The organism is Marinospirillum sp., from assembly GCF_044810985.1.
Classification (GTDB): Bacteria; Pseudomonadota; Gammaproteobacteria; order Pseudomonadales; family Halomonadaceae; genus Marinospirillum.
Window position 1 is genome coordinate 2,376,574 of record NZ_CP085242.1, and the last position, 23,836, is coordinate 2,400,409.

Annotated in this window: 19 protein-coding genes; 13 read left to right on the forward strand and 6 right to left on the reverse strand. The window is 55.5% G+C overall.

Annotated elements, in window-relative coordinates; all coding sequences use genetic code 11:
* Positions 1-4: 4 nt before the first annotated feature.
* Positions 5-2,176, reverse strand: coding sequence for a malate synthase G (locus tag LG323_RS11210; RefSeq protein ID WP_404416090.1), 2,172 nt, complete (start codon positions 2,174-2,176; stop codon positions 5-7).
* Between the two features lie 182 nt (positions 2,177-2,358).
* Here LG323_RS11210 and LG323_RS11215 point away from each other — a divergent pair, with 182 nt between their 5' ends.
* Together LG323_RS11215 and LG323_RS11220 are read left to right on the forward strand one after the other, a co-directional pair.
* Complete coding sequence (locus LG323_RS11215; protein WP_404416093.1) at positions 2,359-3,333, forward strand: alpha/beta hydrolase; 975 nt, start codon at positions 2,359-2,361, stop codon at positions 3,331-3,333.
* A 10-nt stretch (positions 3,334-3,343) separates the two neighbouring features.
* Positions 3,344-3,523, forward strand: a complete 180-nt coding sequence (locus LG323_RS11220) for a hypothetical protein (protein ID WP_404416094.1) — start codon at positions 3,344-3,346, stop codon at positions 3,521-3,523.
* A gap of 63 nt (positions 3,524-3,586) precedes the next feature.
* On the opposite strand, the gene serA is transcribed toward LG323_RS11220, so the two are convergent.
* Positions 3,587-4,819, reverse strand: a complete 1,233-nt coding sequence (serA, locus tag LG323_RS11225) for a phosphoglycerate dehydrogenase (RefSeq protein ID WP_404416097.1) — start codon at positions 4,817-4,819, stop codon at positions 3,587-3,589.
* 167 nt (positions 4,820-4,986) lie between these two features.
* Between serA and LG323_RS11230 the strand changes: the two genes are divergently transcribed.
* The 4 genes from LG323_RS11230 to dxs all read left to right on the forward strand — a co-directional run bounded on the left by LG323_RS11230 (position 4,987) and on the right by dxs (position 9,591).
* Complete coding sequence (locus tag LG323_RS11230) at positions 4,987-6,381, forward strand: FAD-binding oxidoreductase (protein ID WP_404416100.1); 1,395 nt, start codon at positions 4,987-4,989, stop codon at positions 6,379-6,381.
* A 169-nt stretch (positions 6,382-6,550) separates the two neighbouring features.
* Positions 6,551-6,787 (forward strand): exodeoxyribonuclease VII small subunit, encoded by a 237-nt coding sequence (locus LG323_RS11235; RefSeq protein ID WP_310697695.1) that lies wholly within the window; start codon positions 6,551-6,553, stop codon positions 6,785-6,787.
* On the forward strand, positions 6,787-7,662 hold the full coding sequence (gene ispA / locus LG323_RS11240) for a (2E,6E)-farnesyl diphosphate synthase (RefSeq protein WP_404416102.1): 876 nt from the start codon (positions 6,787-6,789) through the stop codon (positions 7,660-7,662). Before LG323_RS11235 ends, ispA begins: the two co-directional genes overlap by 1 nt.
* Before the next feature lie 36 nt (positions 7,663-7,698).
* Positions 7,699-9,591 (forward strand): 1-deoxy-D-xylulose-5-phosphate synthase, encoded by a 1,893-nt coding sequence (gene dxs / locus LG323_RS11245; protein WP_404416105.1) that lies wholly within the window; start codon positions 7,699-7,701, stop codon positions 9,589-9,591.
* On the opposite strand, the gene LG323_RS11250 is transcribed toward dxs, so the two are convergent.
* A complete protein-coding gene (locus LG323_RS11250; protein ID WP_404416108.1) occupies positions 9,588-10,424 on the reverse strand; it encodes an SDR family oxidoreductase in 837 nt (278 codons plus the stop codon). The genes dxs and LG323_RS11250 overlap by 4 nt on opposite strands.
* Positions 10,425-10,533: 109 nt before the next feature.
* On the opposite strand from LG323_RS11250, the gene LG323_RS11255 reads away from it, so the two are divergent.
* The 7 genes from LG323_RS11255 (at position 10,534) to LG323_RS11285 (ending at position 20,377) form a co-directional block, all read left to right on the forward strand.
* On the forward strand, positions 10,534-11,439 hold the full coding sequence (locus LG323_RS11255; protein WP_404416111.1) for a hydrogen peroxide-inducible genes activator: 906 nt from the start codon (positions 10,534-10,536) through the stop codon (positions 11,437-11,439).
* A 1-nt stretch (position 11,440) separates the two neighbouring features.
* A complete protein-coding gene (gene recG, locus LG323_RS11260) occupies positions 11,441-13,546 on the forward strand; it encodes an ATP-dependent DNA helicase RecG (protein ID WP_404416114.1) in 2,106 nt (701 codons plus the stop codon).
* Between the two features lie 115 nt (positions 13,547-13,661).
* Complete coding sequence (locus LG323_RS11265) at positions 13,662-15,059, forward strand: HDOD domain-containing protein (protein ID WP_404416117.1); 1,398 nt, start codon at positions 13,662-13,664, stop codon at positions 15,057-15,059.
* Between the two features lie 152 nt (positions 15,060-15,211).
* Entirely contained in the window at positions 15,212-15,952 is a 741-nt protein-coding gene (locus LG323_RS11270) for a YdiY family protein (RefSeq protein ID WP_404416120.1), read from the forward strand.
* Positions 15,953-15,993: 41 nt separating this feature from the next.
* Positions 15,994-17,880, forward strand: coding sequence for an MFS transporter (locus LG323_RS11275; protein ID WP_404416123.1), 1,887 nt, complete (start codon positions 15,994-15,996; stop codon positions 17,878-17,880).
* A 33-nt stretch (positions 17,881-17,913) separates the two neighbouring features.
* On the forward strand, positions 17,914-19,659 hold the full coding sequence (locus tag LG323_RS11280; protein ID WP_404416126.1) for an HD domain-containing phosphohydrolase: 1,746 nt from the start codon (positions 17,914-17,916) through the stop codon (positions 19,657-19,659).
* A gap of 133 nt (positions 19,660-19,792) precedes the next feature.
* Complete coding sequence (locus tag LG323_RS11285) at positions 19,793-20,377, forward strand: hypothetical protein (protein ID WP_404416129.1); 585 nt, start codon at positions 19,793-19,795, stop codon at positions 20,375-20,377.
* A gap of 14 nt (positions 20,378-20,391) precedes the next feature.
* Here the strand turns inward: LG323_RS11285 and LG323_RS11290 are convergent, their stop codons facing one another.
* The 3 genes from LG323_RS11290 to LG323_RS11300 form a co-directional block, all read right to left on the reverse strand.
* On the reverse strand, positions 20,392-22,020 hold the full coding sequence (locus LG323_RS11290; RefSeq protein ID WP_404416131.1) for a diguanylate cyclase domain-containing protein: 1,629 nt from the start codon (positions 22,018-22,020) through the stop codon (positions 20,392-20,394).
* An 89-nt stretch (positions 22,021-22,109) separates the two neighbouring features.
* Positions 22,110-22,784, reverse strand: a complete 675-nt coding sequence (locus LG323_RS11295; RefSeq protein WP_404416133.1) for a gamma-glutamyl-gamma-aminobutyrate hydrolase family protein — start codon at positions 22,782-22,784, stop codon at positions 22,110-22,112.
* A complete protein-coding gene (locus tag LG323_RS11300; protein WP_404416136.1) occupies positions 22,769-23,767 on the reverse strand; it encodes an amidoligase family protein in 999 nt (332 codons plus the stop codon). The genes LG323_RS11295 and LG323_RS11300 overlap by 16 nt, the downstream gene beginning before the upstream one ends.
* Positions 23,768-23,836 lie beyond the last annotated feature (69 nt).

The window sequence follows — 23,836 nt, forward strand, 5'->3', positions numbered from 1 at the left end:
TGTTTTAGCCTTGCTGGGCTTTCAGCTCCAGACGACGGCGGTGAAGAACCGGTTCGGTGTAACCGCTGGGCTGAGCACAGCCCTCAAGAACCAGCTCCAGAGCAGCCTGGAAGGCAATCGACTTTTCAAAATTGCCGTGCATCGGCTGGTAAGCCGGGTCACCGGCATTCTGCCCGTCAACCACCTTGGCCATGCGCTGCAGGGTTTCGATGACCTGTTCTTTGCTGCAAATGCCATGACGCAGCCAGTTGGCAATATGCTGGCTGGAAATGCGCAGAGTGGCGCGGTCTTCCATCAGGCCGACGTTGTTGATATCCGGAACCTTGGAACAGCCCACACCCTGATCAACCCAACGCACCACATAGCCAAGAATGCCCTGGGCGTTGTTGTCCAGCTCCTGCTGGATTTCTTCGGCAGACCAGTTGGGGTTCTCGGCAACCGGGATGGTAAGAATGTCATCCAGATTGGCGCGTTCGCGGGATTTAAGCTTTTCCTGAACCTCGGCCACATCCACCTGGTGGTAATGCAGGGCATGTAGAGCCGCTGCAGTGGGTGAGGGAACCCAGGCGGTGTTGGCACCGGATTTGGGGTGACCGATCTTCTGCTTGAGCATTTCTGCCATCAGATCCGGCATGGCCCACATGCCCTTGCCGATCTGGGCGCGACCTTTCAGGCCGCATTCCAGGCCGATGTCCACATTCCACTGCTCGTAAGCCTGAATCCAGGCGGAGGTTTTCATGTCGCCCTTGCGGATCATGGGGCCGGCTTCCATGGAGGTGTGCATTTCATCGCCAGTACGATCCAGGAAACCGGTGTTGATGAAGACCACACGCTCCTTGGCGGCACGGATGCATTCTTTCAGGTTGACCGTGGTGCGACGTTCTTCATCCATGATGCCCATTTTCAGGGTGTAGCGCTCCAGACCCAGCAGGTCTTCAACTTTGGCAAAAAGCTCGTTGGAGAAGGCCACTTCTTCAGGGCCGTGCATCTTGGGTTTAACAATGTAAACACTACCGGTGCGAGAGTTGCTGAGTCTACCTTTGCTCAGCAGATCATGCTTGGCTGCAAGGCTGGTGATGGCGCAATCCAGAATGCCTTCAGGGATTTCCGAGCCATCTTTCAGCAAGACAGCCGGGTTGGTCATCAGGTGGCCGACATTACGTACAAACATCAGTGAACGACCGTGCAGCGTCAACTCACCGCCCTGAGGATCGGTGTACTGACGATCCGGGTTCATGGTGCGGGTAAAGGTCTTGCCACCCTTGCTGACTTCTTCTGCCAAGTCACCGCGCATCAGGCCCAGCCAGTTGCTGTAAGCCAGCACCTTGTCTTCCGCATCCACAGCAGCCACGGAATCCTCGCAATCCATGATGGCCGTTAAAGCGGCTTCCATCAGCAGGTCTTTGACGCCAGCTGCGTCTGTCTGGCCAATGTGGTGGTTGGGGTCGATTTGAATTTCAAAATGCAAACCATGGTGCTGGAAAAGAATGCCGGTTGGAGCCGAGGCTTCGCCGGTGTAACCCTGCAATTGGCTGGGGTCCTTCAGGCCCGTGGTGCTGCCGTCTTTCAGGCTGATCTGCAGCTGACCCTCAACAATTGAGTAGCCTGTGGAATTTTTGTGGCTGTCTTTGGCCAGGGGAGCGCTTTGATCCAGAAAATCACGGGCAAAGGCAATGACCTTCTCACCGCGAACCGGGTTGTAGCCAGGGCCTTTTTCTGCGCCGCCGTCTTCGGGCAGGGCATCGGTGCCGTAAAGCGCGTCATAAAGGCTGCCCCAACGAGCGTTGGCAGCGTTCAGGGCAAAACGGGCATTGGTGACCGGAACCACCAGTTGTGGGCCAGCCTGACGGGCGATTTCGGTATCCACCTGGGTGGTGGTGGCCTGAAAAGCTTCGCCTTCAGGCTGCAGATAACCAATTTCTTTCAGGAAATTTTTATAGGCTGCAAAATCAAACTGGCCCTTGTTGTCCTGGTGCCAGGTGTCGATTTGCTTTTGCAGGTCCTCGCGCTTTTGCAGAAGCTCACGATTGCGGGGTGCCAACTCGTGAACCAGCTGATCCAGGCCGGACCAAAAAGCTTCGCTTGTAACTTCACTACCTGGAATGGCTTTCTCGTTAACAAAGTCGTAGAGTTCTTTGGCGACCTGTAAGCCACCTGTTTGTATGCGATCAGTCATGGAAAATCGCCTCTTGTCTGAGATTGATAGGTTGCGTAACCTGAAGGAATTTGTTGTAAAATCACCGCAATAAGGTGAATTTTGTAGTAAATTTTCAGGAACTTACAAGTTATTGAAGCAAGAAGATACAGGATTTCAGCAAGAAAAACACCCGCCTTTAGACGAAGAAGGAAACCCGATTCATGCCACCCCCTGCTTTTCATGTTCAACTCAGGTTATGGCCCTCTGATTTTGCTTGCGCGGACTGGCAAGAGCAACCCTCCTTCGACCATGCTGGCTACCTGAAATTTTATGGAATGGTGGGTGCCGGAGACCCCCTTCTGGACCGTGTCAAAGCAGGTTGGTTGCAGGTGGCAGGTTACCGTATCTGGACGCAGGCCTTTGCCCCCCAGAGACTGGATCACGAAACCGAAAAAGGCACCCTGCTTCACCTGCATGGTTACTATGATCACGGAGCCCTTTATGGCGGGCTGCAGCACTGGGCTCTGTCTCAGGGTTTGCGTTATCTGACCGTGGACTTGCCGGGTCACGGGCTTTCCAGTGGTGCCCGGGCCGCCATTCAAAGCTTTGAGGTTTACCAACAGCTTCTGGAACAGCTGCTGTCCGAGCTGGAAGCGGGTGACTTTCCGCGCCCCTGGCTACTGACCGGCTTTTCAACCGGAGGAGCCATCGCCCTGGAGCACCTGCTGCGGGGCTCGCGTTTTGATCGGGTGGCATTGCTGGCACCCCTGGTTCGCCCCCTAGGCTGGACAACAACCCGGCGCTGGCTGCCACTGGTTTCCCTTTTTATTCGCCACCTGCCGCGCAAGTTTCGGGACAACTCCCACGACAGCCGCTTTTTGCATCTGGTACGTGACCTGGACCCCCTGCAACCCAAACGGTTGCCCCTGGTCTGGGTCAAAGCCCTGGCGCGCTGGATTCCCGTGATTGAAAAGGCAGCCTCCTGTGACGATCCGGTTTTAATCATTCAGGGTGAAGCCGACACCACCGTGGATTGGCAGTACAATCTGACGGTGCTGCGGCGGTTACTACCCAATGCCAGAGTGCACCTGATCAAAGACGCGGCCCATCAGCTATTGAATGAAGACACCGAAAGGCGTGAAGAAGTATTATCCCACTTGACCCAAGGGTTGCTTTCCCAGCCACCCCACCCGTAAGGAGAAAACAATGCAAAAGCAATTATTGGCAGGTGCTGCACTGGTCTTGTCGGCCATGCTGGTAATGGGCTGTTCATCACCCATGAAGAACCTGCCCAAAGAAGACCCGCGTGTGCAACAGGAAAGGCAGGATCGGATGCAGCGCGACCACCGCTCGGCTACAGAAAGACTGGACAAACAGGTCGACTAGGCCAGCTCAGCCTCCAGCACTTGAAAGGTGCTGGAGGCTGTCTTGTGAGTTTTTGGAGCTGGTTTAAAAAAGCACTCGGCTGCGGATGGTGCCTTTGACTTTTCTCAGGGCTTCCAGGGCCTGTTGGCTGTATTCCACATCGACATCCACTACGACATAGCCCACCTTTTCATTGGTTTGCAGGTACTGGCTGCAGATGTTGATGCCGTTCTCGGAAAGCACCCGGTTGATTTCGGACAGTACGCCGGGAATATTTTCGTGAATGTGCAGCAGGCGATGCTTGCCGGGGTGGGAAGGCAGGGCCACTTCGGGGAAGTTGACGGCAAAGGTGGTGGTGCCGTTGTCGCTGTAACGAATCAGCTTTTCCGACACTTCCTTGCCGATGTTTGCCTGGGCTTCCAGGGTGGAGCCACCAATGTGCGGGGTCAGGATGACATTTTCCAGGCCACGCAAGGGGCTGACAAATTCCTCGCCATTGCCTCGGGGTTCCACCGGGAAAACATCAATTGCAGCACCAGCCAGATGTTTGGACTTCAAGACATCGGCCAGGTCTTCGATCACCACAACCGAACCACGGGAAGCATTGATCAAATGCGAACCGGGTTTCATCTTGCCCAGTTGTTCGCTGGCAATCATCCACTCGGTGGATTCCAGTTCGGGTACGTGCAGGGTGACAATATCGGACAGACCCAGCAGCTCATCCAGGGTTTCCACCTGACGGGCATTGCCCATGGGCAGCTTGGTAACCACATCGTAGTAGTAGACTTCCATGCCCAGGCCTTCGGCCAGAACAGAAAGCTGCGAACCGATGTTGCCATACCCCACGATGCCCAGTTTTTTGCCGCGCAGTTCATAGCTGCCTTCGGCAGATTTGATCCATCCACCCTTATGGCACTCGGCACTTTTATGCGGAATGCCGCGCATCAGCATGATCATCTCGCCCAGTACCAACTCAGCGACAGAGCGGGTGTTGGAATAGGGGGCATTGAATACCGGAATGCCGCGAATCAGGCCGGAATAGAGTTCCACCTGGTTGGTGCCAATGCAGAAGCAGCCGACAGCAACCAGCTTATTAGCCGCTGCGAAGACTTCTTCGGTCAGTTGGGTGCGTGAACGGATGCCGATAAAGTGCGCATCTTTCACGGCCTCAAGCAGCTCCGCTTCCGGCAGGGATTTGGCGTGATATTCAATGTTGGTGTAACCATTGGCTTTGAAGTTGTCCACAGCAGTTTGGTGAACGCCTTCAAGTAGCAGGATCTTGATCTTGCTCTTATCCAGTGAGGTGGTTTTGGCCATGAAACGAGTATCCGTGATAGGGGTGACAGACAGATGGAAAAACTTGCACCAAGCAAGCCAGCTTAAAGGAAGCTATGTTAACATAACAACCCAGATAATCAGCGGATAACAAGCTGAAAATGGTTAAATTTTAACCTGCAGTTTTTTCATTTTTAGCGGAGATGGTAATGACTCCTGAGCAAATCAAACAAGCAATTGAAGATCTGATAGGGGCTGACAGAGTGCGCCTGGATGGCGAGGCCCTGGAGATCTATGGGCGTGACTGGACCAAAATTCATACTCCGCGTCCACGTGCGATTGCCTTTCCACGCAGTACCGAAGATGTTCAGGCCATCGTGCAATTTGCCAGGGAAAACCAGATTGCCCTGGTGCCCTCGGGCGGTCGAACCGGTCTGTCCGCTGGCGCTGTGGCGGCCAATGATGAGCTGGTTATCGTCATGGACTACATGAACAAGGTGGTGAATTTCAATGCTGTGGATCGCAGCGTCACGGTTCAGGCCGGGATGATCACCGAGCAATTGCAGAAGTTTGCCGAAGAGCAGGGGCTTTATTACCCCGTGGATTTTGCTTCGGCCGGCTCCAGCCAGATCGGCGGTAATATCTCCACCAACGCCGGTGGTATCAAGGTCATCAAATACGGCATGACTCGCGACTGGGTGCTGGGTCTGAAAGTGGTCACCGGCAAGGGTGAAGTGCTGGAGCTCAATAAGGGCCTGGTCAAAAACAACACCGGTTACGACCTGCGCCATCTGTTCATCGGAGCTGAAGGCACCTTGGGCATTATCACCGAAGCCACCATCAAACTGACCCGCCCACCCAAAAACCTCACCGTCATGGTGCTGGGTACACCGAGCATGCAAGCGGTGATGCAGGTCCTGAAAGCCTTTCAAAGCAAAGTGGATCTCACGGCTTTTGAATTCTTCTCGGAAAATGCTCTGGGCAAAGTGACCCGGCACCACCAGCTGCAACGCCCTTTTGATTCCGTCACCGACTACTATGCGCTGCTGGAATTTGAAGCGGAAAACGAAGAAGTCATGGACACCGCCATGCAGGTCTTTGAGCATTGCATGGAAGAAGGCTGGGTGGAAGATGGCTCCATCAGTCAGAGCGAAGCCCAGGCCCGGAGTTTGTGGAGCTTGCGCGAATTCATTTCCGAAACCATCAGCCATGAAACCCCCTACAAGAACGACCTCTCCGTGGTGGTTTCCAGGGTGCCGGAATTCCTGAAGGAAGTGGATGACTTTGTGGCTGATACCTATCCCGGTTTTGAAATTGTCTGGTTCGGGCACATTGGTGACGGCAACCTGCACCTGAACATCCTCAAGCCTGCCGACATGGACAAGGACGCCTTCTTTGACAAATGCCACCACGTCAGCGACAAAGTCTTTGCCATCACCCAGCAATATGGCGGCAGTGTTTCCGCTGAACATGGTGTGGGTATGGTCAAGAAAGACTTTTTGCACTTCAGCCGTAGCCCGGAAGAACTGGCTTACATGAAAGCCATCATGCAGGTGTTTGACCCGGACAACATCATGAATCCGGGCAAGATGTTTGATGTCTAGGGTGCTGTATCGAAAAGGTTGCTCTGGCAGAATTCATTCCCGACGAATTTCTGCACTTCCCACTTCCATGTGGGTCGGCTGCAACTTCCTGTTGCAGACAGCCTGACAGGTAGCACCTTGACCAGCATCCGAAGTGGCTTTTTGGTAAGGCAAGAATAGGTAAGAAAAAATGGCAGATGAGCAGGATTTTGAGCAGCAGTTAAAGCAACTCGAAGAGCTGGTCACCAAGATGGAGTCCGGTGACTTGTCTCTGGAAGACTCTCTGCAGGCTTTTGAGCAGGGGGTGACACTGACCCGTAATTGCCAGAAGCTGTTGACTGAAGCCGAACAAAGGGTCAGCCGTTTGCAGGAAAGTCAGGGCCAGGTCGGCTTTGAGCCATTGCCCGGTGGAGGTCAGGTTAACTGATGCCTCTTCTGGATCAATTGGCCGCAGCGGCATCTGAGCGGGTGGATGCCCGGCTGCAAGAGCTGCTGGAAGCAACCCGGGGGCCGGATACCAGTCTTCAGCAAGCCCTGGAATACAGCCTTCTCAATGGTGGCAAGCGCTTGCGGCCTTTGCTGGTTTACGCCACGGGTCAGGCCTTGGGTGCCTCCTGGGAAAGCTGTGATCGCCCTGCGATGGCGGTGGAGCTGATTCACGCCTATTCACTAGTGCATGATGACCTGCCTGCCATGGATGATGATGACCTGCGCCGAGGGCGACCCACCTGCCATAAGGCTTTTGATGAAGCCACCGCCATTCTGGCCGGTGATGCCTTGCAGACCCTGGCCTTTCAGGTTCTGGTGAATGGCGAACAGCCCGCTGCGTTATTGATGGCGCAAACCCTGGCCCAAGCCAGTGGCAGTCAGGGTATGGTGGGCGGCCAGATGCTGGATTTACAGGCCGAAGGTGAACAACTGACCCTGGAACAACTGGAAAAACTCCACCGTCATAAAACCGGTGCCCTGATTCGCTGTGCCGTGCGTCTGGGGGGACTGGTTGCCGAAGCTGAAGCGGACACCTTGGAAAAGCTGGATGCTTATGCCTCTGCCCTGGGTCTGGCTTTTCAGGTTCAGGATGATCTTTTGGATATCAAGGGTGATGCTGCTACCTTGGGTAAGAACACTGGCGCGGATGCTCTGCACCATAAAGCCACCTATCCGGGTTTGCTGGGGCTGGAAGGCGCCGAGCAGAAAGCTTATGACTTGATCCAGGAAGCCAAATCCAGCTTGCAATCCCTGCCCGGTGACTGGAATGCCCTCCTGGAGTTGGCTGACTGGTGCATTCAGCGCAATCATTAACTTTAATTTTCTATACTAATTTTGAGCTAACGACCCATGTTCGATGCCCTGCCTGATGTGCGCCCGGAAACGCCTTTGCTGGATACCATTTCTGCCCCCGCAGATATGAAGAAGCTCTCCGAGCGTCAGTTGATTACACTGGCCCGGGAAGTGCGTGCCTGGTTGCTCTGGAGTGTCAGTCAAACCGGTGGACACTTTGGTGCCGGGCTGGGGGTTGTTGAGCTGACCGTGGCTCTGCACGCCATTTTTGATACCCCGGAAGATCGCCTGATCTGGGATGTCGGGCATCAGGCCTATCCTCACAAGATCCTCACCGGGCGCAAGGAAGAGCTTTTGACCATTCGCCACAAAGGCGGTCTGGCGGCTTTTCCCAAGCGTGCGGAATCGGAATTTGATGCCTTTGGTGTCGGGCATTCCAGCACCTCCATCAGTGCCGCTCTGGGTATGGCGATTGCCGCCAAAACCCAGGGAAGTAAGCGTCGCAGTGTGGCGATCATCGGTGATGGTGCTTTGACGGCGGGTATGGCATTTGAGGCCTTGACTCATGCCGGGCATGTTCAGCCTAACCTGTTGGTGATCCTCAATGACAATGAAATGTCTATTTCCGAGAATGTCGGCGGCATGGCGACCTATCTGTCGCGCCTGCTGGTCAGTGAGCCTTATCACCAACTGCGAGAAAACAGTCGCCGGGTTCTTTCCAAGCTGCCGCTGGCCTGGGAGCTGGCGCGCAAGACCGAAGAGCAGGTGAAATCCCTGGTGACCCCCGGCACTCTTTTTGAAGAGCTGGGGTTTAACTACCTTGGCCCGATTGATGGTCACGATCTGCCGGAATTGCTGGCGACCCTGAGAAAACTCAAACACCATTCCGGCCCCCAGTTTTTGCATCTGGTGACCAAAAAGGGCAAAGGCTTTATTCCTGCGGAAGCCGATCCGATTGGCTACCATGCCCTGACCAAGCTGGAAAAGCCGGTCAAACCCCTGGAAACCCCGGCACCTCAGCCGGTTGCAAAGAAAAAGAAGCCGAAATATTCCAATGTTTTCGGGCAATGGCTGTGTGACATGGCAGCAGAAGACAAACGTCTTCTGGGCATTACCCCGGCCATGCGTGAAGGCTCGGATCTGGTGCAGTTTTCCCGCCAGTACCCGGAGCGCTATTTTGATGTGGCCATTGCCGAACAGCATGCCGTGACCCTGGCCGCCGGTATGGCGTGTGAGGGCATGAAGCCAGTGGTGGCCATCTATTCGACTTTCCTGCAACGCGGCTATGATCAGTTGATTCACGATGTGGCGGTGCAGAAACTGGATGTGCTCTTTGCCATCGACCGGGCCGGGGTGGTGGGCGAAGACGGGCCAACCCATCATGGCACCCTGGATATCTCTTATTTGCGCTGTATACCGGAAATGGTCGTCATGGCTCCGGCAGATGAAAATGAATGTCGCCAGTTGCTGACGACTGGCTACCACTATCCGGGGCCTGCAGCGGTGCGCTACCCCAGAGGTACCGGACCAGGCGTGGAAATCCAGAAAGAGCTGACGCCTTTGCCTTTGGGCAAGGCCGAGGTGCGCCGTCAAGGCAAAAAAATTGCTCTACTGGCACTGGGAAGCCTGGTTTCCACAGCGGAAAAAGTGGCCGAACAACTGGATGCCACCCTGGTCAATTTGCGTTTTGTAAAACCCCTGGATGAGCAACTTCTTCTGGAAATGGCAGCCAGCCATGAGCTGCTGGTGACTCTGGAAGAAAGTGCCGTCATGGGCGGGGTGGGCAGTGCCATTAATGAATTCTATGCAGCCCGGGATCTCCAGCCCAGGCTGCTGAACCTGGGCATCCCCGACCGCTGGATCGATCAGGGTACACCCGCAGAACTGCTGGCTGACTGTGAGCTGGACGAAGCCGGTATTCTGCAGGCGATCCAGGAGCGTCTGGGTTAACTGCGGTTCTGCAGCAGGGGCGCATAACCTTCCCGATAACTGGGATAGCGAAAATGAAAGCCAGTGTCTTTCAGGCGCTGGCTGCTGATGCGTTTGTTGCCTCCACGGCTGGGCAGATCCTTGCCCGGTTGCGGCAAGCGGCCCAGTTGATGGGCCAGCCAACGGGTGATTTCCTGCAGGGTTGCCGGTTCACAATCGCTGACCAGATAGGTTTCCTCAAGAGACTGGCCGGAAGCCTCCCTTTCCATCAGATGCAGAATGGCTCGGGCGCCGTCTTCAAGATGCACACGGTTGGAATACTTCAGGGGTTGTTCGGGCGGGAAACGTCCTTCCTTGACCTGACGAATCAGCCTTTCCCGGCCCGGCCCATAGATGCCTGAAAAGCGCAGGATGGTGACAGGCCAGGGTGACTGGTAAAGAGCCTCTTCACCCTGCAGCAGCAATTGCCCGGCAAAACTCTGTGGCCGGGTTTCACTCTCCTCATTCACTTCCTCACCGGACTCCTGTCCGTAAACACCTGTGGAAGAAATAAAGAAAATCCTTTTGGGCGATACTTTTTGTCGCACCAGGCTGTCTAGGAGTTGCTCAACGCCCTCCAGGTAGGCCAGTCTATAGGCTTCAGGAGAAAACTCATCGGCAGAAAGGGAGTAGAGAATATAGTCCAGCTCAGGAAGAGGCGGTGCCGGTTGTGGCAGAGTCCAGGCCAGAGGTTGAATCCCTTCCTCCAGCAGATGCAGAGAACGACGCGCCCCCCAGACCTGGTGACCCTCTTGCAGCAGCAGGCGGCCTACCCAACTGCCCAGATCTCCACACCCCAACAGCAAGCAGCGCATAACCAGTCTCCATAGTGATAAAGGATTAAATTCTGTTAACTTGATTATTTAAATTTATGATGCATACTTTCAAACAAGCCAGTAAGCCCGAAGAGGATGCCCAAATATCATGACGCTGACTGAATTGAAGTACATAGTAACCTTGGCACAGGAAAAACACTTCGGGCATGCTGCCGAACGCTGTTTTGTCAGCCAGCCGACCCTGAGTGTAGCGGTTAAAAAGCTTGAAGACGAGCTGGGTGTGGCTCTGTTTGAGCGCAGTAAAAGTGCGGTGCAGTTAACACCCACTGGAGAAAAAATTGTGGCCCAGGCTGGAAGGGTTCTGGAACAGGCGGCTTCCATCAAGGAGATGGCACAGCTGGGTAAGAACCAACTGACCTCCCCTTTGCGGGTGGGGGCCATTTACACCATCGGTCCCTATCTGTTTCCTCATCTGGTGCCTGCCCTGCATGAGCAGGCTCCCAACATGCCCTTGTACATTGAAGAAAATTTCACGGCCAATCTGCGGCGCAAACTGCGCTCGGGTGAGCTGGATGCCATCATCATTGCCCTGCCTTTCACGGAAACCGATGTGGTCACCCGCACCCTGTACGATGAGCCTTTTGAAGTTCTGCTGCCCAAAACCCATGCCTGGGTGGACAGGGTGGATGTTCCCATTGCCGATCTGACGACTGAAAAACTCCTGATGCTGGGTGAGGGTCATTGCTTTCGGGATCAGGTTATTGAGGCTTGCCCGGCACTGGAAGCCAACCTCAAGAACCCCGAGCAAACCCTGGTGGCCGAAGGCGGCTCGCTGGAAACCATTCGCCATATGGTGGCTTCCGGCCTGGGTATCACCGTGTTACCGCATTCAGCCATAGGCACCAGCCAGTATGCCCCGGATGTGTTGGTGACCCGTCCTTTCCAGGAGCCGGTGCCTTCACGCAGTGTGGCTGTGGCCTGGCGAACCAGCTTTCCCCGCCCCAAGGCCATAGAAGCTCTGGTGCAGGCGGTCGGCCAATTCAAGAAGGCTTGAGATGACCGCCAGGCCGCTGCAGGAAGTGCCGGTGACCGAACTCAAGGGAGTCGGCCAGGCTCTGGCTGAACGTCTAGCCAAGCTGGGAATTGTCAGCCTGCAGGATCTTTTGCTGCACCTTCCGTTGCGCTATGAAGATCGCACCCAGGTGAGCAGTCTGGGTAGTCTGCGGGTGGGCAGCACCGCTGTGCTGGAAGGTGAGATCGTTAGCAGTGAAGTCAGTCAGGGTCGCAGGCGCAGTCTGCTGGTACGGATTCGTGATGGCAGTGGTCTTCTGGGGCTGAGGTTTTTTCATTTCTCGGCCGCCATGAAGCGCCAGTTGGAACCCGAAAAAAGGCTGCGCTGTTATGGCGAAGCCCGCCCCGGTGCCACCGGGTTGGAAATCTACCACCCGGAATTCAGGGTGCTGCGGGATGATCTACCACCACCTCCTCTGGAACAGCAACTGACCCCGGTTTATCCGGTCACCGAGGGCCTGCAGCAGAATCGTATCCGTCAACTGTTGGAGCAAGCACTTCAGGTCCTGCAAACCCAGCCTCCTGAAGAGCTCTTGCCCACCAGCCTTCTGCAGGCAGCGGCATTTCAGCATTTAATGAACTGGTCGTTGACGGAAGCTCTGCAGTATCTGCACCACCCCCCCGTGGAAGCCGACCTGGCCGAGCTGGCGGAAGGCAGACACCCGGCGCAAAGACGCCTGGCTCTGGAAGAGCTGTTCACCCAGCAACTGGGCATGCTTTTGCTGCGCCAGAAAAGTCGTGAACAAGCCGCCCACCCCCTGATCGGCCAGGCCACAGCACTGGAAAACCAACTGATCCAAAGCCTGCCTTTTCAGCTCACTTCTGCCCAGGAGCGGGTGCTGAGAGAAATCAATACCGATCTCACCCAGCCCCATCCCATGCTGCGTCTGGTTCAGGGGGACGTGGGTTCCGGCAAGACTCTGGTGGCGGCCCTGGCCTGCCTGAAAGCTCTGGCCAGTGGCTACCAGGCGGCCATGATGGCCCCCACAGAGCTGCTGGCCGAACAGCATTACCAGAATTTAACCGCCTGGCTGGAACCTCTGGGGATTCAGGTGGACTGGCTGGCGGGGAAAATGAAAGGCAAGCAGCGTGAGGGGGCCTTACAACGCCTGGCTGAGGGTGAAACCCAGTTACTGGTCGGCACCCATGCCCTGTTTCAAAGTGAAGTGGTTTTTGCCCGCCTGGCACTGGTGGTGATTGATGAGCAGCATCGCTTCGGGGTGCACCAGCGTCTGGCCCTGCGTGACAAGGGGCAGGCTGGTGAGTGTCTGCCCCATCAGTTGATCATGACCGCCACCCCCATCCCCCGCACCCTGGCCATGAGTGCTTATGCCGATCTGGATGTTTCCGTCATTGATGAATTGCCCCCCGGTCGCCAGCCCGTCACCACTCTGGCCCTGCCGGACAGTCGCAGACCGGAAGTGATTGCCAGGGTCAGAAAGGCTTGTTTGGAAGGGCGGCAAGCCTACTGGGTGTGTACTCTGATTGAAGAATCCGAAGTGCTGGAGTGTCAGGCTGCCGAAGTCACCTGGCAGGAATTGCAGGAAGCCTTGCCGGAACTGAAAATTGCTCTGGTACATGGACGCATGAAGCCCGCTGAAAAAGCGCAGATCATGGCGGATTTCAAGGCGGGTCTGTCGCAACTGCTGGTGGCGACCACGGTTATCGAAGTGGGTGTGGATGTGCCCAATGCCAGCCTGATGATTATTGATAATGCCGAACGCCTGGGCCTGGCCCAGTTGCATCAGTTGCGCGGACGGGTCGGGCGCGGCTCAACGGCCAGTTATTGCACCCTGATCTATCATCCGCCTTTGTCCCAGCTGGGGCGGGAAAGGCTGCAGGCCATGCGCGAAAGCAGCGACGGTTTTATCATTGCCCAGAAAGACCTGGAAATACGTGGGCCGGGCGAGCTTTTGGGAACCCGGCAAACCGGGGAAGTGGAGTTACGTATTGCCAACCTGAAGCGGGATGCCTTTCTGCTGGAAGGGTTAAAACCCTGCGCTGTTCAGTTGTTGCAGCAGAATCCCTTACAAGCCAAGCGGTTGCTGGCCCGTTGGCGCGGCGACAAGCTGCGTTTTGCTCAGGTTTAATCCCAGCCATACCTCGACTTTCCGCCCGTCAGCGCTTAACCTACTCATAACACGTTTACGTCAGATACTTGGATCTTTACCTATCGTTACTGATCCTTGATAAAAGGAGCAATCCATGTCGCAGGGCGCAATGAACATCAAACCCAATTATTCTGTAGCCGACTTGGCCGGTGAAGCCCTTGAAAGTCGCAAGGTACCCCGCGGGCATGCCAATCCCAACCAGTTATTACGCAGCACCCTTCTGCAGGCGGTGGATGGCTTTAACCTCCAGGCCGCTTATCCGGCGCACTGTTTGCTGGATCTTCAGAAACTGAATGCCGGAGGAACCGACTGGCGGGCGCGCTCACCGGATTACCGTCAAAGTCTGCTGCGGGATTTGAAGGTGGAGTCCCTGCCTGCCCTGCCCGGTATTCTGCCCATGCCCCTCTGCGTGGATTTGCGTTATCTGGAAACCGACTGGGTTTTTGTGGAATCCGGTGACCCGGAGTTTTTATTGCGTTTTACCCGCGACGAATATGCTTTGTTGATTGCCGGTGCCCAGGCTGAAGAAGAGGAATTTTCCGTGCCTCTCACCGAAGCCCGCCCCAACCTGGATTTTCCCCAGCGGGATGAAAAGGAAATTCGTTTTGCTGTGGAGGCCATCACCCAGCAAAGGGTGCGCGCCCGTTTGAGTGAATCCATTGAAATTGCCCCCCTGCCGTTGAGTTCCCAGCGCCTGCTGAAACTCCAGACCCAGGAAGACGTCAGCGGCACCGAGCTGGCGCGAGTGATTGAAATGGACCCCAGTCTGGCTTCCCAGGTCATCAGCTGGGCCAACTCACCCTACTATGGGGCTCCAGGCAGTATTCGCTCGATCCAGGACGCGGTGATCCGGGTGCTGGGCTTTGATCTGACCATGAATCTGGCCCTGGGCCTGGCTATGTCCAAGCAAATACGCCTGCCCAAGGATGGTGTTCACGGCCACAGCCACTTCTGGCGCGATGCCTTGATGCGTGCGCTGATGGTGGAAAAGCTGGTCAAGAAAATCAAGCCTCTGGCACGCCCTTATGCAGGCATGGCCTATCTGGCCGGCTTGCTGCACAATTTTGGTTATCTGGTGCTGGCGGAAGTCTTCCCGCCCTATTTCTCGCTTTACTGCCGCAACCAGGAAGCCAACCCCCATGTTCCGCCCATGTATCTTGAACGCTTTCTGTTCGGGATCACCCGCGAGCAGATTGCCAGCTACCTTTTCAACACCTGGGGTCTGCCCAATGAAATGTGCATAGCCATCCGTCAGCAGCACAACCCGCATTACACCGGGCCTCACTTCAAGTATTCCAACCTGCTTTATCTGGCTCACCAGTATATGCATCCCCAGTGGGAACAGCAGGTGACGCGTATCTCACCGGCTGTTTATGACCGCCTGGAACTGTCAGCAGAAGACGCCATGGCCGCACGCCAGGAACTGGATGAAATGCCCAATGAAGCCATGGAAGATTTTGTGCGGATGCTGGAATCCAGCACCAAACGCTGACAAGCCAGACTGTTGCAAAACGGCAACATTGAATAAAAAGCTCTCCCTGACGAGACTGGAGGATAAACCTCCAGCAAAAGGGCAGCCGTGTTTTGAAAATAAAGGCCAGGCAATTATGGGGCTTTCTGGGGTTTTGGCTGGTACTGGGCGCAGTGCAAAACCTCGCCTGGGCCGAGGAATCGGAAACCCTGGACAAGGCTTTTGAGTCAGCCGCTCGGGAAACAGCTACTGCTGAAGATGAAATCGAGTGGCGCAGTGAAGCCCAGGTCGGGTTTCTCAATAGTCGCGGTAAAACCAACGACCGCACTTTCAATGGTCGCGTCCGGATCAGGGCTGAAACACCCCGTTGGCGCAATGACTCGCGGGCGCATTTTTTGCACACCCGCAGCGATGGCAAAGTGACCCAGGAAGCCTTTACAGCCAGTCACCAAACCGATTACCAGTGGACCCAGCAGTTTTATTCGCTGCTGTTCACGGGTTTACAAAGTGACCGTTTTGCAACCTTCCGTTATGAATACGATCTGGTGGGCGGTCTGGGTTACCGGGTGATTCGGGATGTTCGCCAGGAATGGGATCTGGAGGCAGGCCTGGGTGGGCAATACACAGAACGTACAGGTCCCCCCAGGGAAACCGGGTTCAGTCCCCTGGGTCGCCTGGTCAGCAAATACCGTCAGGAATTGGGTGAAAACCTGGAATTCCAGCAAACTCTTGCCTATAACTTCTCCCAGGAAGTGGAAGACCTGCGTCTTTACAACAGTCTGGCCGTCAAAGCCAACAAGCATCTGGCGGTCAGTTTGAGTTATGAATGGCGACGGTCAGTCGACCAGCAGAATCTGGTTTCCAGCTATGACCAGATCACCACCCTCAACTTGATCTACTCTTGGGAGCCTTAGGCGTATAAACTTGAGCCAGGAACCCAAGGAGTTAATTGCCCGTGCGTGGTATCAGTCTTCTCACCCGAAAACGCTTTGCCCCCTTCTTCTGGACTCAGGCATTGGGTGCGTTTAACGATAACGTTTTCCGCTTTGCCCTGATGTTCACCCTGACCTTTACGGCAGCCGAAAGCCTGGCGCTGGACATCAATATTCTGATGAATCTGGCCGCCGGGCTTTTTATTCTGCCCTTTTTCCTGTTTTCCGGTATTGCCGGGCAGTTGGCCGACAAGTATGAAAAATCCCGGGTGGTGCGGCGGATCAAACTGCTGGAGCTGGCCATTATGCTGGTGGCTCTGGCCGCTTTTGCGTTGCAGTTCTGGTGGCTGTTGCTGGCGCTGGTGTTTGCCATGGGAATGCAGTCCGCGCTCTTCGGGCCGGTCAAGTATGCGCTCTTACCCCAACACCTGGCGGATGATGAGCTGGTGGCTGGCAATGCCCTGGTGGGTATGGGCACGTTTGTGGCCATCTTGCTGGGTACCTTGCTGGGTGGCCTGCTGGCTGGCTGGGCCGGTGAAACCCCTTGGCTGATAGGCCTGGCGGTGGTGGCTTTTGCCCTGCTGGGGGTGTTGGCCAGTTGGGGTGTGCCCGAAGCTGGGGCGGGTGATCCCGATCTGAAGCTGAACTGGAATATTTATTCACAAACCCGAAATGTTCTTAAGGAAGCCGGAAAAAGGCGCAGCGTCTACCTGGGCATTCTGGCCATCAGTTGGTTCTGGTTTATGGGTTCGGGCTACCTGACCCAGTTTCCCAATTTTACCCGCAGTGTGCTGGGCAGTGATGAAGGCGTGGGGACGCTCCTGCTGACCCTCTTTTCCCTCGGCGTGGGTGCGGGTGCTCTGCTGTGTGGTTACTGGTCACGCGGAAAAATTGAGTTGGGCATGGTGCCGCTGGGTGCCCTGGGCATGGCGGTTTTCTCCTTTGATCTTTACAGCCAGGCGTCGGTGTTCCCGGTTTTGCTCGAAGGCGAAGTGTTGCGCTCTTTGCGTGAGTTTGTGGCTCTGGGCGGCTGGCGGCTGGCACTGGATCTGATGCTGGCTGGGGTGAGTGGTGGCCTCTTCATTGTTCCCCTGTACAGCCTGGTACAAAGGCGCAGTCCCGTGGCGGTGCGCGCCCAGGTGATAGCAGCCCTGAATGTTCTCAATTCCCTGGCCATGGTTTTGAGTGCTGTGGCCGGTATTCTCTTGTTGGGTGTACTCAACATCAGCTTGCCGGTTTTCTTTCTGCTGTATGGCCTGACCGCCCTGGTGGTTGCCTTGCTGGCGATGAAGCTGGCGCGTGATCCACTGCTGCGCTTTCTGATTTATTTGCTGTCCCACACTCTTTATCGGGTTCGCCACCGCGGCCTGGAAAACATCCCGGAGACCGGCCCGGCTCTGGTGGTGGCCAATCACGTCAGCTATGTGGATGCACTCCTGTTGGCCGGGGCCTGTCACCGTCCCCTGCGCTTTGTGATTGACAAAGACATCCATGACCTGCCTTTTCTCAAACGTTTTCTGCAGCTGGTGGGAACCGTGCCCCTGGCCTCGGAAAAAATTGATCGTCACAATTTGCAGGCGTCTTTTTCCCGAATTGGCGAGACCTTAAACAAAGGCGAGCTGGTCTTCATTTTTCCGGAAGGCCGCCTGACCCGTGACGGGGAACTGCAACCTTTCAAAAAAGGCGTGGAGCGCATCCTCGCTCAATATCCGGTACCGGTGATTCCCATGGCTTTACGGGGCCTCTGGGGTTCCTGGTTTTCCAGGGAGCAGGGTCGCGCCTTCAAAAAAATGCCACGACGCTTCTGGTCAAAAGTGGAAGTGGTTGCCGGAAAACCCTTGCAAGCGGATGAGGTTACTGCCGAGTTACTCAGGCAAAAAGTGGCTAAACTCAGAGGTGAGTGGCGTTGACCATGTTTGACACTGGAATCAGGGGGAACAGCCATGCCCAGTCCGTCTCGGAATTCTGATCGGCTGACCGGCATTCAGGCCCGCCGGGCTTTGGATGAAGCCCGGTTTGCGGGGGGTCTGAGGCTCCAGCCGATGGAAATGGATGGGCAGCCAGCCGATGAGCCCTGGCCGGTCAGTCACCTGCAAGTCAGGCGCGATGAAGGCGTGCTGGAAGTCAAACTGCAGGGCAGTCTGGAGCAGATGACTTTTCTGGCACGCTGGAAGCTATTTGTCCTCTTCATCAAATACCGCAATCAGCAGCATGAAAGTGAAGCTCTGGAGGTCACCCGGATTCAGCCGGGCAGCGAGTCCCTGACGCTCTTCCTGGAAGTACCCAAGACTTTCAGCAAGGTCTTTCATCGGGAATTTTTTCGGGTTTATCTGGATTCCGGGCTGGAGGTTCTGTTTCGTGCGCACTTGCCCCAGGGCGTAATCAGCGGTCGTCTGCTGGATATTTCCGCAGGCGGGTGCCGAGCTGGAGTGGCCTTTCAGGCTGCCCTGCAATTGGTTCGCCCCTTGCCGAACCTTCTGTCGGTGACTCTGGAGTTTCCCAACGGGGAAACGGCCACCACCCAGGCCGAACTGACCTATTTGCAGCCCAATGAGGATTTCACCCAGGCTCTGGTGGGCTGGCACTTTGTGCATGCTGAAAGTGAAACCGAAAAACAATTTTTCCATTATACGTTGGAGGCCGAGCGGGAATTGGCACGGCTCAAGCACCCGGACAAGGAAAACCTGCACAAATCCAGGCTGTTCCAGCATTCCCGGCAAGACAGGCCGCCTGCTGCCCGGGGTCGATTGCACCCGCCTTATGCGCTGGCCTCCAAAACCTGTCGGAAGCAGTTGCTGCAAGTGGCGGATCTGCTGGCGGCCCAGGTGTTGTTACTGGCGGCCAGAAAAAAACTCGACTCGGTGCGTATGAGCCAGCTGGCCAAGCTGTTCATTAAGCTGCTGGATGAGGATTCTTCCGCCCTTCTGCTGGTTCTGGAACAACCCCAGCGGCAGATTAACCCGGTTTTACTGCATACCTTCAGAGTTGCCGCCCGTTGCTTTCCGCTGCTTTTCAAGGTGGGCCTAACCCGGCGTTATGAGCTGCCAGCTCTGGTTTCCCTGCTGATGCATGATCTTGGCAAGTTTTTTCTCGGGCATCAGCCCTGCTTCAACCCGCTCAAGGAATCGCGTGACTCTCTGCGGGAATTGAAGATCCAGCAGATTCAGTTGCTGCGATCAGCGTCCCAGCTGCAGTGGATACCCAATAGTTTGGGCGAGTCCCTGATGGTCAATGCCAATGAGCGCCTGGATGGCAGCGGTTATCCCCGCGGTCTGACCGGAAAAAGACTGGATGCCTTGTCACGCCTGATCGGGGTGGTCAAGGTGCTGGATTGTCTGGTGCATGGTTACAAGGATCCCGCGCGTAGCTGGCAGGAGGCGTACCAATGGGTGTACAAGAAGGATCAGTGGTTTGATAAGAGTGCCCTGAATACTTTTGTGACCACCCATGGCCTGCGCCCTGTAGGGAGCCACCTGCACTTTCAGTCCGGTGACCTGGCACTGGTGTCGCGGGTTTCCAACCGGGGGCAGCTGGAAGAAGTCATTCTGATCAGGAAAATGGACAGCCAGGGTCAAATTCTCGAAGGCGAAGCCGTAAGAGGCACAGAATTGCAGGCTTTGGGCAACCCGGTTCGGGAAAAGGCCCGCCCGGAATTCAATCCGGTTGCCTCTCAAAGCCTGTCCAAGTAAGTCAAAAAATCATCAACCCGCAACCCTTTTGTCATCTGGTCGAGTTAGCTTGTGCTGCAAGTATTTTGACAAGGCAGACTTATAAGTATAAGTTCTGTATCGAATTTGAGCAGGTAAAAAAAGGGAGCAAACAATGCAATTGGTGCAACTGTCGCGTTTACGTCAGGCAACCCGTCCAGAGATTCAAGGTCTTCAGGCTTTGCCCTTGTTTGCGCAATCCGCTCAAAGGCTTTCTGAAGAAGGCGCAGGGCAGCCATTGCTGGTGCGTTTTTTTCATTTGTTGCACGATGCCGAAAAACAGCTTCTGCCTTTCTTCGCAAAAATGACCCGTGAGGAGTTTGACTGGATGAACTGGCTGCTTTCGCCCGAGCTGGGCTATCTGCTGGCCAGTCGTTATCAGTTTCTGCCGCGGCCCAGTGCAAATACCGGCATGGCTCTCAACCTGACCAGCCTGCCCCAGGCTTTGGGCAGCGCCTGGGCACTTCTACATGTCAATGCCCAGGTGGCGCAGTTGTTTCCGACCGATCAGGCATGCGGCCTGAATACCCGTCTGTTGCAGCAACTGGAAGCGCTGGTGCAGATTTATTGCAGCAATCCGGCGGATCTTATGGAAACCCAGGCGGCGGCCAAAGCCACCCTGAAGGCTTTGTCTCGGGAGATTCAGAGTTGGGGATGGGCAGAGACAGAGCCTGGCTATCCCCTGGAAGCCACCGCCTGAACCGGATTTTACGATCACGGATTGGTCAGTGGCTGGAAGAGTCGGTAGCAGTTTTTCCCGGCCTCTTTGGCCTGGTACATGGCATGGTCAGCGTGCCGGATCAAGCCATCCACTTCGGACTGATCGGCTGGGAAAAGCGTCACACCAATGCTGGCGCTGACTTGCAGCAGCTTGTCATCAATCACCAGGGGTTCTGAAGCAGCCTGCAGCAGGCGCTCAAGAACCCACTGATAGTCCTCGGGTTGGCTCAGATCCGTCAGAACCAGAATAAACTCATCACCACCCAGACGGGCCAGGGTATCGCTTTCCCTTAATGCATGGCGCAAACGCTGGGTCAGGGTGATCAGCAGTTGGTCGCCCACTTCGTGGCTGTGGGTGTCATTGATTTGCTTGAAACCATCCAGATCCAGAAAACCGACGGCCAGGGCGGTCTGGGTTCTCAAGCAGTGGGCTCTGGCCTGGGTGAGGCGGTCGGTCAGCAGAACCCGGTTGGGCAATTGGGTCAGGGAATCATAGTGCGCCATGAATTCCAGTTGTTTCTGGTGTTCCTTGATCAGACTGATGTCCGAAAAGAGGGAGACATACTGTTGTGTCTCGCCCAGTTCATCCGTGACCCGGCTGATGTTGCACATAGCTGGATAGATCTCGCCGTTTTTTCTGAGATTCCAGATCTCTCCCTGCCAGTGACCCTGGGTTTGCAGGGTTTTCCAGATGGCCCGATAAAAGCCCGGAGGGTGCTGATCCGATTTCAGCAGCCTGGGGTTTTGCCCCAGAACCTCTTCTCGCTGATAGCCAGTGATTTCGGTAAAAGCCCGATTGACTTCAATGATGTGGCCGTTGATGTCTGTGATCAAAATGGCTTCACGGGCTTGCTGAAAAACCTTGGCACCCAGATGCAAGGCGGTGTCCGCGTATTTTTTCTCAAGAATCAGGGCGGTGATCTGGGCCTCCTCCTTGATGAGGTTCAATTCCCTTTGGTTGGGTGGTCTTTCTGTCTGACAGTAGACAGAGAGAATGCCCAGAGGCTGTCCCTGGGACGACAGCAGGGGTTCAGACCAGCAGTGGCCGCCCTTGTTATGGTTTTGCCGGTAGAATTCCCGCAAAGGGGTGCGCTTGGCCAGGCTTAAATGGCTTTCATCGTGGAGAAGGTTCAGCCTGCATTGGATGTAAGGATAAAGGGCTTCCAGGTTCTGGCTGAGCTGGTTGAGCAGCTCGTTCAAGGGGGTTCCGGAGGTCAGGGCCTGCAGGATCTGATTGCGTTGCTGCTCACGAATTTCAATTTTTTTGCTTTCAGTGACATCCAGGCAATAGCCAATAAAGCCCCGGAATTCTCCCTGGGGAGAATAAAAAGGCGTGCCGTCATCCTGCAGCCAGCGATACTCGCCCTTGTGGTGGCGCAGCCGGTACACCATGCTGAATTTACGCCGGGCATCAAAAGCCTGGTTGTAGGTGTGCAGGCAAAGTTCAAAGTCATCCGGATGGACGCCTTCTGTCCAGCCATTGCCTTCTTCCTCCTCCAGGCTGCGGCCGGTGAATTCCAGCCAGGTGCGGTTGAAATAAAAGCAGCCCTTATCCAGGCCAGCCACCCAGATCAGCATGACGCCATGATCGACTATATCCTGATAGAAAGATTCGCTATACATGGGCAGCAAAGCTCCTGAAGAAGGTCTTCAAGAATTGAGTATAGGCTTTCATCAGGGCTTTGCCAGGTAGGAATGTGAAATATCTATCTTTAGGTGTGGAGCGGCTTGCAAGCCTTGATCAGGGCCTTGAACAACTGGCGTTGACGCCTGATCAGCAGCAAAAATTCCGGGTGCCACTGAACCCCAATCAGAAAACCGTAATCCGGGTCTTCTATGGCTTGTATGATGCCGTCCAGGTCGGTGCCACTGACCTGAAATCCGGCACCAGTTTTGTTGATGGCCTGGTTATGCAGGCTATTGATTCGGGCTGTTTGACGACCCATGAACTCGGCCAGCCAGGTGTTGGGATGAATGCACAGGGTTTTTAGGGGCAGGATGGTCCAGCGGTGGGAGGTTTTTTCGCGCTGCTTCAACAATTCCTGGTAGAGGGTGCCGCCCCGGTAGACATTCATCAGTTGCGCACCCCGGCAGATTCCCAGCATTGGGAGTTTGCGGGTCAGTGCCAAGTCGATCACCGCCATTTCCAGCTTGTCGCGTGCGGAGTCATACTTGGGCTCGACTTCAGGTTTGGCGGCATAAAGCACCGGGTCGATATCGTGCCCGCCGGTTACGACAACGCCATCAAAGGTGTAGTCTTCCGGATTGTGGCTGGGACGCAGCTGCAGGGGCTGGCCACCATAAAGACGCACGGCCAGGGCGACCAGAAACCGGGGGCCGAAGGCGCCCTTTTCCGGGCCGGTAATGGCAATTACTGGCTGAGCCATAGATTTTCAATTTCCTGTATCCATTTGCCCATCAAGCGTTCAATGGGTCTGTTCAAGTGTTTGCGGTAGGCTTGGCAGCAGGCCTGAAGGCGTTCCCGGTCAGCCGCCAGACGCTCGACTTCAACCCAGTCATTCCAGGAGGTGAAAAGCCCCCAGTCCGGGCTGTGAATCTCACTGCTGGGCAGGCGGTAATGAAAGGTGGGGCGGGGTTTGATCAGAGGATCATCTGTGGTTCGTCGAACCCTGGCTTTATCCAGATGCAGAAACAGCGGCAAACAATCCAGGGCCCGGTTGCGGGTGGGGTTGTCTGCCAGGTAGTCATCAATCAGCTGCTCGCGATCTGGCCAGTAGTCTTCAGCCACCACTTTTTTGATGTAGCGGGCCGGGAAGGGGTTGATGTAACTGGTGACCTGCCTGGAAAGGTCAATTTGGGCGCGCTGATGCAGCCAGTCATAAAGACAAAGAAAGGCTTTGATGAAGCGGGTCAGGGTCTCGGGCCGGGAGTCGGGTACCTCGGGATTCAACTGCATGCCAAAAGCATTGACCAGGCTGTCGGAGGAACCCTTGGCACCTGCCTGGCGGAGTTGCTGGATGATGACTTCCACTTCCGGGAGGCGATCCAGGGTTAAAGGGGGGCTGACCAGTTCAAACGGCACCAGGCTTTCCGCAAACCAGGCCAGGGCCTCTTCTGCAGAATTGCCCAGCTCTCCACCGAGGGTGCTGCTGGGTCTTTCTTCCCGTCCCATCTGCTTGAGCAGATGAAAATCCAGCTCCACAATCCAGTCTTCCCCCTGGGAATCCGCAATTTGACGTTCATAACGTCCCTGGGTGGAAACCCGGCCTTGCAGCTGCTCAGCAACGATTTGGGTGATCTGCTCCAGAGTCAGCCCAGTCATTTCAATTTCAACACCCACACGGCGGGTGCTTCCCTGCTCATTGTGGAGCCAGGGCGGGTCAAGCAAAACCGTTTTCTCATTGCTCATGAGGTTGCAACCCCTAATCCAGGAGAATATCGATAGCCAGGATAACAATAAATCCGACCAGCACACCAA